Genomic DNA, 10,974 nt, shown 5'->3' with positions numbered 1-10,974 from the left:
GCCTCACGGCGGCATAAACTCCCAGCCGCCTATCAGCAGACTCGGTTTAACCGAGGACAACCTCCTGAGGCTCCACATTTAGCCACCGTCGCCCTCGGACTCATCGCCCGAAAGCTTAGCGCCAGCGTCGCGGCGCCAGGACCACACGACTTCACGTCCGCCAGCTGCCGTTCGTCCGCGTGCAAGCACGCTGCGGCAGACAAGCGGCCATCGCCTCCCCGCCTCACGTGTCGTGACGATCGCGATACGCCCCTCGTGGCGAAGCAGGATGGACGCAGTAGAGCACATTTTCTGGAAAAGCGAAAGCAAATTTTCGGTGCGCGGGGTGTCATTGCCCTCACGATGAGGCGCAGCGACCACCGCCTTCGGGCTATCGACATTCTAGACGGTTCGGACCTGCCTACGCGAAGCTCACCGACGGGTCGATGCACGGATGACGACAAGCCACGAATATCATTTTGGACCATCGAGCCCAGGGCGACTACCCCAAACATTATTCTTCCGAAACCTTATACCAGTTTCCCTTTGAGTCCTTCATATCGCTATGGAACGCGTTGGTGTCCCAATCGACACACTTGCGAACGTCGTATGTCGAGTTGATTTCGCAAATCTCACGTTGAATTAGATGCTCGTTTATGTCCCGCGTTATTCTAGCGAACATCTCCCGGCCCTTGTGGAGAAAAGAGACACCTGAAACACACGACTTGATCTCGGGTTGGCAGGTACGGAAGAAGCGAGGTTTTCCTTCATTCTGCGATGCGGAAGTGAGAAGCGCACCTTTGAAAAATTCGTCCCAACTGATAGGAGTACTCTTATTTGCGCGCGCGTCCGGTTGAATATTAAACGGCTCACTAGGGGAAGTTTGTTGTGGAGGAGAGTCGCCGCTCTGTATACCGGAAGCGACTTGGTCGGGCTTGCCGACCATCGTCGTACCCATGGATTGCAGATCCTGAGGACTAAGCCAGACGACCTCTGTCGGCGGAGTGACCACCATTCGGCCGATGATCGCAGGGGGCACGCCAAGTTCCTTAGCAATCTTTGCCATAGAGACAGTCGCGGCGTTCGACCCCATCGTCTCATTTCCGGATTGATCTGAAGCGCCGTGTACGCCGATTTGGGCCCCGTAGCTGACAAACTTCGAACTACCCGCTGCGAATACCAGGAAACATGCGGATGCACAGATTGCTTTCTTACCTACGTTGGTCGACTACTTGGCGTAGCGGACCGCTTCGGCAAGCTTCACGCCTTCCAGGAGGTTTCCACCTGTTGAATTCAGCCTGAGGTTGCCGACGAGTTTTCCGCCATCATTCGCCTGCTTCACAAGAGCTTTGAAAGCGTCCGCATCACCGGGCGAAATATCGCCAGTAATCACGATCGTAATCCTTCCGTCCCTTGCCGAAAGGGTCTTGATCTCTGCGGATAACGCGGCGGCATGAAGTACCGACGCAAATGCGATGCTCAGCGCAAGCGTTCTGCCCACGACGAAGCCCCCCATCAACCAATGACGAGTGTTCAGCAACCATCGGTGGAGCGCAAGCAGAAAAACGGCCAATTGCGGAGCAATCTTCGACTTTTCCAGCCTGCCTGGAAGCTCTCGGACTGGCTCTCGAAAGAGAACCTGATACAATCTGTCCCAGTTCGGCAACCGAGCAGCGAACGTCATGGCTCACCTCCTGGACGCCGCCCATCGAACGGTCTGGCAGTCAATTCGGCACGAGGCCCATGCCGCCTCGGTCAACGATCCCGTGTTTGGCGAGGCGCTCTCCGCCGCGATCCTCGATCACCGCGATCTCGGCAGCGTCGTCGCTCACCAGATCGGCGCGCGCCTGGGCAGGAGCACAGCCGAGCGCGCGCAGTTTGCGGCTGTCGCGCGCGAGGTCTATCTGGCCGATCCCGGTCTCGTCGCGGCGGCGAGCTGCGATCTGCATGGAATCGCGACGCACGACCCCGCGGCCACAACGCTGCTGCCGCCGCTGCTGAACTACAAGGGCTACATCGCGTTGCAGGCCTATCGCGTCTCGCACCGGCTCTGGACCAACCAGCGCTTCGACCTCGCACTGCTGCTCCAGGCAGAATCCTCGGCGTCGCTGCAGGTCAGCATCCATCCCTCGGCTTTGATCGGCACCTCGGTGTTTCTCGATCATGCCACCGGCATCGTCATTGGCGCCCACAGCAGCATCGGCCACGACGTCACCATTCTGCAGAACGTTACGATCGGACGACACGACGCGCTGCCCGGCCGCGCCCCGCGGATCGGCCGCGGCGTGCTACTCTCCTCGGGCGCGACCGTGCTGGGCGACGTCGCGGTCGGCGACTTCGCCAAGATCGGCGCCGGTGCCGTCGTCACCACCGATGTGCCGGCCGGCTGCACCGCCGTGGGCACGCCGGCTCGCCTGACGAACTGCCCGGAGCAGCCGATCCCGACCTGACCACGACTCCTCGCGACTCCTGGGACGGCCGGTTCTACGGCAATGTATCAAGCTTGCCCGCGGTGACGGAGATCAGGTCACGGATCTTGTCGCACTCGACCGCAAGCGATGCGAGGGCCGGATCCGACCTGATGCACCGGTCCAGATTGTCGACCGCGCTTCGCCAAAGCTCCAATTCGCACCGCAGCCGTCCGACCTCGCGGGTTGCCACCGCCTCGCGCAGCCGTTCTGCCTTCGCGCCGACGATCCGCAACGAGGCCTGGGCGGGAAATGCGAGGATATCGGCCACGGATCGCCCCGATGAGGGTGGTGGAATTCGGTGAAGGGGCGACGGGCGCATGACGCGCCGGGCGGCGGCATCGCCTGCAACCACGCGGCGGCCCGAGTTGACAGACCGCCGCGCGTCGGCGCTTTTCGATCCGGCCTCAAGCCGCGGCGCGCTCGGCCAGAGCCTGAGCTTCGGCCGCGGCACGCGCCATGCTGGACGACATCTCGCTCGTGACGGTGCTCTGCTCCTCGACGGCGGCGGCCGTCGACGTCACATACTCGCTGACGTTCTGGATCGCCTGCTTGATCGAGCCGAGAGACGTGACGACGCCCCCGGAGATATTGTTGAGACTGTCGATCTCGGTCGCGATCTTGTCGGTGGCGGTCTTGGCCTGGGTGGCGAGGTTCTTGACCTCGGATGCAACGACGGCAAAGCCCCTGCCCGCTTCGCCGGCCCTGGCGGACTCGATGGTGGCATTCAGCGCCAGCAGATTGATCTGGCCGGTGATGTTGTGGATCATCTCGACGATGCCGCTCATCGACTGAGCGGCATCGGAGAGCCGCTGTGCCTGCGCGTCGGCTGCGGTGACACGGTCCACCGCGCCCATGGCGGTCTCGCGCGACTTCGTCATCGCTTCGGAAATCTCGCGCACGGACGCGTTGAGCTCCTCTGCGCCCGCCGCCACCGATTCCATCATGGCCCGCACGCGCTCGTTGCCCATGCGAACGAAGACCTGCCGGGTGACGTCGGTCGCATATTTGACCACCTTGAACGGCTTGCCGTTGAGGTCGAGGATCGGATTGTAGGAGGCCTGGATATAGACTTCCCTGCCGCCCTTGCCGATGCGCTTGTACTCGGCCGACTGGTACTGGCCGCGGTTCAGGCTCGTCCAGAAATCGCGATAGGCAGCGCTCTCCCGCTCGGACGCTTCGACGAACATGCTGTGATGCTTGCCCTGGATCTCGGCCAGGGTGTAGCCGAGCGCGCGAAGGAAGTTGTCGTTCGCGGTGATGATCGTACCGTCCATGTTGAACTCGATCACCGCCTGGGACTTGCCGATGGCCTCGATCTGCCCGGCGAGGTCGGCGTTCTTCAGCTTCTGCGCGGTGACATCGGTCGCGAACTTGACGACCCCGATCGGCCTGCCCGTCGCATCGAGCACCGGATTGTAGGTGGCGAGGATCCAAACTTCCTTGCCGCCCTTGCCGATGCGCTTGTATTCGCCGCCCTGGTATTCGCCGCGATTGAGCGCAGCCCAGAACTCGCGGTAGGCCGGGCTGTCGCGCAGCGCGGGTTCGACGAACATGCTGTGATGCTTGCCCTGGATCTCGTCGAGGCGGTAGCCCAGCGCATCGAGGAAATTCTTGTTGGCACTGACGATGGTGCCGTCGAGCTTGAACTCGATCATGGCCTGCGCGCGATCGATGGCGGCAAGCTTGGAGCCGTCGGCCATGCTGCGCAGCTTCTTCTCGGTGACGTCGGTCGCGAACTTGACGACCTTCACCGGCTTGCCGGCGCTGTCGAGGACGGGATTGTAGGACGCCTCGATCCAGACTTCGCGACCGCCCTTGCCGATCCGCTTGAACTCGGCAGCCTTGAACTCACCCTGGCGCAGTGCGGCCCAGAACTCGCGGTAGGCGGCACTGTCGCGCTCCGAAGGATCCACGAACATGCTGTGGTTCCCGCCCTGGATTTCCTGCAACTGATACCCGACCGCGTTCAGGAAGTTCTGGTTGGCGGTGATGATCGTGCCATCGAGCTGGAATTCGATCACGGCCATCGCACGACTGATTGCTGCAAGCTGCGCTTCGGCGTCCGAGCGGCTATTCGATCGAAACAACAAGGTGACCTCCAGATGATGAGTACGTTTTCAGATGATCGGCGACGGTGACGGTTGCCCATGCGACCGACGCACATGTCTGCGCAAAGATTGATGCAACTTGTTCCACTCTCGTTAAAGCGCGTTGATAAATCCGGTTTTTCCGTAGTTCTACCGTTGTGGCATGATGTCAGACATACAATGACGCCGCGCGGAAGCTGCGCTGCGGCGCCCCAACATCAAAGGTGAAGCGTACGATGCTGCATCCAGAGATCGCGGGCGGAAGGATCCGGCGATCCGCACGGACAGGGCGGACCGCCGCTCCCGTCATATTTCATTTCGCAGGCGCACCCGGTCGGAAAGATTGCCGCAGCCCATCTCGTTGGCCCTTGGGCGCGTCAGGTCGGGATCGCGGTAGGCGCCGATCAGCGGATCGCCGCCGCGGGAGCGGACCTGGAACGTGCAGCAGATATCGCCGCGTCGACGACCAGGCTGACGTCATGGTGCCGGAGATGCTGGTTGGCGCCCTCGATATGGTCGCACAGCCACGAGCGGGCGGACGGACGGCGGCGCGGATCACCCGGCGCCATCCTGAAATGATAGATGATCAACTGGCTCCGTCCACCCAACCTGCATCGATCAGGCATTCCTCAGGAGATGTGCGCCTGCGACCAGACGTTTTCCATCTTCACCGCGTCGAGCGCGGCCGCCGGCTCATCGATGCAATACGGCTTCGACAGGATGCGGACGTCCCGCGGCGCCGGTGATGGTGTCACGCAGAGTCTGATGCTCCAATTCGGCATCGAGCTCGGCGCCGATCAGGATCACGATGGCGGAGATCCAGATCCAGGTCATGAAGCCGATGGCGGCGCCGAGCGAGCCGTAGGTCGCGTTGAAGCTGCCGAAATTGGCCGCATACCAGGAGAACAGCGCCGAGCCTGCGAGCCACAGCACCGCTGCCAGCGCGCCGCCCCAGCTGATCCAGCGCCATCTGGGCTCCTCGCGGTCCGGCCCGTAGCGGTAGATCAGAGCCAGTCCGAGCGCGACGCAGATGAAGATGACCGGCCAGCGGCCGATCCGCAACACCAGGTCGCCGGCCTCGGACATGCCGAGATAGTTCAGCAGCACCGGGAGCACGACGACGGCTCCGATCGCGAGCAGCGCGAACAGGATCGCGCCTCCGGTGAACAGCAGCGAAATCGCGTTCAGCTTGATGAAGCCACGCCTCTCCGGCTCGCGATAGACGACGTTGAGCGTATCGAATAGCGACTTCATCGCGGCATTGGCGCTCCATAGCGAGATCGCGAGGCTGACCAGGAAAGTGATGCCGAGCGCCTGAGTGCCGTTGGCGGAGACGCGCGTCAACTGGTCGCGCGCGATGTCGATGGCGCCGCCCGGCATCACGCCCTGCAACTGCTCCAGATGTCCGGTGATCCTGGCCGGATCGGAAAACAGGCCGTAGATTGCCACCAGCGCGGCCAGCGCCGGAAAGATCGCCAGCAGGGTGTAGAATGTCATGCCTGCGGCGAGCGCAACGATCCTGTGCTCGGTGACGTTCTCGTAGACCCGGAACAAGACGTCCTTCCAGCTGCGCGCGGGAATCTCCGAGGGCGAACGCGCCAACCGGCCGTGTCCATCGTCGACCCTGCTCGCGCGTCCCGTGCGCCCGGCCTGTTCGGGCCGCTGATCGAAATAGTGGATCAGGAACGCGAACCCGAGCAGAGCCAGCATCCCGCCGGTGCCAGGTGGGCGCGGGCTGCTCGCGAAAACGCTCGGGGAGTCGCGATGGGCGGCGTCTGACGTCCTGGATCGGCGAAACATGGGATCGGTCCATCACTAGCGGCGAAAAAGGCAACCGGGGCGGTGGACGAATGTTCCGGCATCACGCCATGACGCGCGTTGCCGAGCTCCGCGACGGTGGGGCTGCCTCAGATCTTCAAAAGGCCAACTCGGGCAAGCGCCGACATGCAGATATTTCGTTCGTCGGTGAACGCGAAGCTGCGACGCCGACACAACAGTTAATGCTGCGCGCGAGGAACGGGCCTGCGTACCCTCGCGTTGCAACGGTACTTTTCAACGCAAGGATGAACGCATGCGCCGCCTGCTGTTTGCTTCGCTGTCTGCCACCGCCGTCCTCGCGGGCTTCGCCGCGATCTCGCCCGCCTCCGCCGCGCAGGACCGCTACTGCCTGCAAGGCAGGATCTGGGGCTATCCGGGCAACTGCCAATTCTCCACCTATCGCCAGTGCCTGGCTGCGGCCTCCGGCACCGATGCCGGCTGCGGTATCAACCCCACCTACGCCTATGCCCGGCAGCGCGGCCACGACCGACGCTATTGAGCGCGGGTCATTGCATCAGCCTCTCGCGCGGTGAACGGGCAGCGCCATCGATCGAGACATGGCTGCGATCGGAAGGTGGCTGCGATTGAAACATGGCTGGCGGCGACATCTCTGGCCGCCACGCCCCCTGGCCCTGCCCTATTGCGTCGCGCAACGGCACCATGATCCGTTAGCTGTTGCGGCAACTCCCATCTGAGGCCGGCAGCCGCGCGTCCTCTCCTCCTCCGCCGCTCCGTGCGCGGAACATTGCGCCTCGCTGTCGCTTATACGGCGACCAATGTCGAACCGGAGGAGGACCATCATGGACGGACTGATTTATCTCGTGGGGTTGATCGTGGTCATCATGGCCGTTCTGTCGTTCTTCGGCCTGCGCTGAGACGGCATCATGGCCATGGAAACCGCGCCGGTCGTCACGTCACCCGTTGCAAGCGCGACGGCCGATAGCTGGACCCTGCAATGGACGCCGGTCGTTGCAGGAGCCATCACCGCCGCTGCGGTCTCTTCGATCCTGATCGGCTTTGCCATGTCGGTCGGCCTCGGTGTCAGCTCCACCGCGCCGACGTGGCGCGACGCCTCGGTGGCGCTCTGGCTCCTGTCAGGGCTGTATCTGGTGCTGCAGGCGCTGATCAGCTTCGGCTGCGGCGGCTACATGGCGGGCCGCCTGCGCGCGCCGCACGGGCTTGCCGAAAGCGAAGAGATCGAAAAGCGCGACGGCCTGCATGGCGTCGCGGCCTGGGCGCTGGCGGTCGTGCTCGGCGTCACCCTGGCCGTGCTCGGCGCGTCCGCGGCGACACGGACCAATCCGCTGGCTGCGCCGGCGACGGCCAATGAGCCGTCGGTCCTGAGCTATGAGCTCGACCATCTGTTCCGCGCGCCGCGGCCGGCGCCCAGCCCGGATCTCGCACCCGCGCGCAGCGAAGCCGGACGCATCCTGCTCACGGCGTCGAGCCACAATGGCGTCAGCCCGGAGGATCGCGGCTATCTCGTGCAGATGGTCAGCGGCACGACCGGTCTCGCTGCTCCCGATGCCGAGCGGCGGGTGGACAGCGTGATCGCGCAAGCCAAGAGCGCGATCTCGCGCACGCGCGCCGGCACCGCCATCCTGGCGTTCTCGGTTGCCACCGCGCTGCTGCTCGGCGCCGTCGCAGCCTGGGCGGCCGCGGAGAGCGGTGGCCGTCACCGCGACGGCAAGCCTGTCACCGGATGGATGCTGCACGCCAACCGCTTCAGCCGGCGGCGCGACATGTGGCGCCGGCCGATGTCGATGCCGGAATAGAGCACGTCATGAACCGCAAGTGGCCCGGCCCATCGTCGGGCCGCTTCGCATGGCACCGCCGCCGCGAAAGAAGCGTGCAATTCAGGCGAGCCGCAGAATCATCAGGTTCGCGTCGCCGCCATAGCTGCCGGTCGGATCGGTGGCGGCGGCTGCCTTGTCGACTGCAAATCCTTGCCTCTCCCAGAATTGCGTCGAGCCGTTGACGGCGATCAGCGACAGCGACGTCAGGCCGAGCGCACGCGCGTGTCGGATCAGCTCCTCAACGATCACTGTCGCCGAGCCGCTGCCGCGGGCCTCGGGCAGCAAGGCGAGATCGTGGATGTAGTAGGTCGATGCGGGCGACGGAATGCTTCCGATCAGCACGTTCAAGGCCGGCGGCCGGCCGAGCTGCCAGGGATGGCTGAGCACATAGCCGGCGATCCCGGCGCCAGCCGCGAGCAGCACGCGGCATCCATCGGGGTGGAGACGCAGGCGCTCCGCGAAAACACGCCTGTCCTCGGGATAGTTCGGGTGCAGGCGGGCCGCGATCCCATCGACATCAGCAAGATCGCCTGGCGCCATTGCACGCCAACTCATGCGGCCCGCGCCGGGCTGGTTCTGGCTCACTCGTCCTTGCTCACTTGTCGTTGCTCACTTGGCGAGCGCCAGCCAGCGCTCGCCGGCCGACAGCGCCGCCGGCCACAGCGCCTCCGTCGGCTGCCCGCGATGCAGCGCCTTGCCGACCTCACAGATCGACATGAAGGCCGCCGAGCGCGCCTCCTCCACCTCGAGCGGCTGCTCCGCGCTCGGGCTGCGGACCAGGCCCATCAGGCCGTTCAACGTCTGCAGGGCCGCTTCCGGCGGGCTCGCCTCCGCCGCCCTCAGCGCAGCCACGATCTGCTGCGCCTTTTCCGATTCGGTCATCACGTCGGTCATCGTCGCTTCGTTCGCCCGTGCCTCACGGGAGAACGCTAGCAGCCGGACGAAGGTCGGGCAATGCTTGGGCAGACGGCGCCCCAATGCCGAACGCGCAGCGCCGACGTGCTCCTCAGCTCAACCCTGCCGATGACGTTGGTGTCGATGACGCGCCGGATGTCCAAGAGGTTCTGATCGTGAGGGCGTAGAAGCCGATCGGCGGCGCGCCGCCGCGGGTCCATTTCGCCCCGCACGACCGAGAGCTCAGGGAGTGCGTGCATCCCCTCCGAGTGCCCGAGCCAGCACGCTGCCAAGCATGCCGGCCTGCGCAGCGCTCCCGCGCCAGGCCACGATCTGATCGGGACGGATCAACGCGAGGTCGGCCTCGTAGAGATCACGCAAGGCCCGCGGCAAGGTGACGATCTCGACGTCGGCACGCAGCGGCCCCATGGCCTCACGGAGTTGATCCTCATCGAGGTCGCTGCCCTCACAACGCAGCAGCGTCCATTCGAAGCCGAAGCGGTCGTACAGCGAGATACCGTGCTCCAGCCAGGCATGCGGCGCGCGGCCGCCGGGACAAGCGCTCGGCACGTAGACGTTGGCCGCATCCGGCGGCGGTCGAGTGCCATCGGGGACGATGATCGGTGAGCCGTCGTAGCGGCCGCCGAAGGTGATGCCGGGGATGTTGAACTCGGCGCGCGCATGCCGATCGAGATAGGCGCTGGCGATGCGCCGAGCCTCGTCGCCGGCCGCTGTCGCGTCCTCGATCTCGGGCACCGCGGCAAACAGGCCGAGCGAATCCGCAAATCGGCGCGCGTAGTCGGTGTTGCGCAGCGCCACCGGACGGCGCTCGGCCTCGTAGCTGTCGAGCAGCGAGACGGGGCTCGTTCCCTTGACGACGCTCGCGAGCTTCCAGCCCAGATTGACCGCGTCCTCGATCGCGGTGTTGTAGCCGAGTCCGCCGGTCGGCGTGAACAGATGCGCCGCATCACCGCCAAGCAAGACCCGGCCGCGCTGCATGCTCTCGGCGACCAGCGCATGACCCGCGGTCCAGGTGAGGTGCGACAGCACCTCGCAGGGAATGGGCGCACCGCAGGCACGCTGGAACGCTGTCCTTGCGTCCTCGGCAGTGATCGCGCGTTCGTCCTCGCCCGGCCGCAGCTGGGTGTGGAAGGCAAACTCGTCGCGGCCGTTCACCGCGGCCGTGAAGGCGCGACGGTCACGATTGAAGCAGACATACATCCAGGCCCGCGCATGGGGGATGCTGGCGTAGAACTCCGGCGAGCGGAGATAGACCGCGAGCATGCGGCCGCCCATGAAATCGCGCTCTATTCCCGTCGTTCCGCCATAGGAGATCCCGAGCGTTTGTCGCACCCGGGAGCGCGGACCGTCGGCGCCGATCAGGAAATCAGCCGCGACCTCGCAGCGCGCACCGTCGCTGACACGCTCGACGTCGGCGGCAATGCCGCCGTCATCGGCGACGTAGCCGATCAACCGATGCCCGTAGTGCAGCTGAATGCCTGCAAGCCGCGCTGCGTGCCGGCGCAGGATCGCCTCGACGAACTTCTGCGACACCCGATGCGGCAGCTCGGCCGCGCTCCATGAGCCGGACAGACCCTTCACCAGTTCCGTCGCGCGTGCTGCGGACGGCAATTGAAAACGTGCCAGCTCATGCGCCGTGTAGCGCGTGAAATAGGCGACGTCGGTCGGGTAGTCCGCGGGCAGGCCGGCGCGCCGGACCTCGTCGGCGAAGCCGAGCCGGCGGAAATGCTCCATCGTCCGCGCCTGCGTCGCGTTGGCCTGCGGGTTGAAGGCCGTTCCCGGCTTCTCGTCGACCAGGATTGCGGACACGCCGCGGCGGCCAAGCTCGTTGGCCAGCATCAGCCCGCACGGCCCGCCACCCGCGATCAGCACCGAGGCGCTCAGACGTTCGATCACGGCGCTTCTCCT

The 10,974-nt window shown here is 64.9% G+C and carries 12 protein-coding genes; 3 read left to right on the top strand and 9 right to left on the bottom strand.

All coding sequences use genetic code 11. The features are described 5' to 3' along the window. Nucleotides 1-493: 493 nt before the first annotated feature. Both QX070_RS26890 and QX070_RS26885 read right to left on the bottom strand, forming a co-directional pair. Nucleotides 494-1,072 (bottom strand): hypothetical protein, encoded by a 579-nt coding sequence (locus QX070_RS26890; protein WP_315740179.1) that lies wholly within the window; start codon nucleotides 1,070-1,072, stop codon nucleotides 494-496. 135 nt (nucleotides 1,073-1,207) lie between these two features. After that, the gene (locus QX070_RS26885; RefSeq protein WP_315740178.1) at nucleotides 1,208-1,663 is read right to left on the bottom strand and encodes a hypothetical protein; all 456 of its coding nucleotides are present in this window, start codon (nucleotides 1,661-1,663) and stop codon (nucleotides 1,208-1,210) included. On the opposite strand from QX070_RS26885, the gene epsC reads away from it, so the two are divergent. Beyond that, complete coding sequence (epsC, locus tag QX070_RS26880) at nucleotides 1,662-2,429, top strand: serine O-acetyltransferase EpsC (protein ID WP_315740177.1); 768 nt, start codon at nucleotides 1,662-1,664, stop codon at nucleotides 2,427-2,429. The two genes, QX070_RS26885 and epsC, sit on opposite strands and share 2 nt — an antisense overlap. A gap of 34 nt (nucleotides 2,430-2,463) precedes the next feature. On the opposite strand, the gene QX070_RS26875 is transcribed toward epsC, so the two are convergent. From QX070_RS26875 to QX070_RS26860, 4 genes are all read right to left on the bottom strand, one after another. Then, nucleotides 2,464-2,718 (bottom strand): hypothetical protein, encoded by a 255-nt coding sequence (locus QX070_RS26875; RefSeq protein ID WP_315740176.1) that lies wholly within the window; start codon nucleotides 2,716-2,718, stop codon nucleotides 2,464-2,466. Between the two features lie 136 nt (nucleotides 2,719-2,854). Then, entirely contained in the window at nucleotides 2,855-4,477 is a 1,623-nt protein-coding gene (locus tag QX070_RS26870; RefSeq protein WP_316162879.1) for a PAS domain-containing methyl-accepting chemotaxis protein, read from the bottom strand. Between the two features lie 464 nt (nucleotides 4,478-4,941). Then, the gene (locus tag QX070_RS26865; RefSeq protein WP_315740184.1) at nucleotides 4,942-5,106 is read right to left on the bottom strand and encodes a hypothetical protein; all 165 of its coding nucleotides are present in this window, start codon (nucleotides 5,104-5,106) and stop codon (nucleotides 4,942-4,944) included. A gap of 124 nt (nucleotides 5,107-5,230) precedes the next feature. Continuing rightward, nucleotides 5,231-6,247: a YihY/virulence factor BrkB family protein gene (locus tag QX070_RS26860; RefSeq protein ID WP_315740174.1), complete on the bottom strand. Its 1,017-nt coding sequence runs from the start codon at nucleotides 6,245-6,247 to the stop codon at nucleotides 5,231-5,233. 361 nt (nucleotides 6,248-6,608) lie between these two features. Here QX070_RS26860 and QX070_RS26855 point away from each other — a divergent pair, with 361 nt between their 5' ends. Both QX070_RS26855 and QX070_RS26850 read left to right on the top strand, forming a co-directional pair. After that, nucleotides 6,609-6,854 (top strand): DUF3551 domain-containing protein, encoded by a 246-nt coding sequence (locus QX070_RS26855; RefSeq protein ID WP_315740173.1) that lies wholly within the window; start codon nucleotides 6,609-6,611, stop codon nucleotides 6,852-6,854. Nucleotides 6,855-7,239: 385 nt separating this feature from the next. After that, complete coding sequence (locus QX070_RS26850) at nucleotides 7,240-8,130, top strand: hypothetical protein (RefSeq protein ID WP_315740172.1); 891 nt, start codon at nucleotides 7,240-7,242, stop codon at nucleotides 8,128-8,130. An 81-nt stretch (nucleotides 8,131-8,211) separates the two neighbouring features. Here QX070_RS26850 and QX070_RS26845 read toward each other — a convergent pair whose 3' ends face one another. The 3 genes from QX070_RS26845 to QX070_RS26835 form a co-directional block, all read right to left on the bottom strand. Continuing rightward, entirely contained in the window at nucleotides 8,212-8,706 is a 495-nt protein-coding gene (locus QX070_RS26845; RefSeq protein WP_315740171.1) for a GNAT family N-acetyltransferase, read from the bottom strand. A 54-nt stretch (nucleotides 8,707-8,760) separates the two neighbouring features. Then, entirely contained in the window at nucleotides 8,761-9,033 is a 273-nt protein-coding gene (locus tag QX070_RS26840) for a hypothetical protein (RefSeq protein ID WP_315740183.1), read from the bottom strand. Between the two features lie 255 nt (nucleotides 9,034-9,288). Then, entirely contained in the window at nucleotides 9,289-10,962 is a 1,674-nt protein-coding gene (locus QX070_RS26835) for an FAD-dependent oxidoreductase (protein ID WP_315740170.1), read from the bottom strand. Nucleotides 10,963-10,974 lie beyond the last annotated feature (12 nt).

Origin of the sequence: Bradyrhizobium sp. SZCCHNR1093 (assembly GCF_032381175.1) — a bacterium.
In the GTDB taxonomy this organism is placed as follows: domain Bacteria; phylum Pseudomonadota; class Alphaproteobacteria; order Rhizobiales; family Xanthobacteraceae; genus Bradyrhizobium.
Note: the sequence above shows the minus strand (reverse complement) of the source record. Positions and strands in the feature narration are given on the sequence as shown.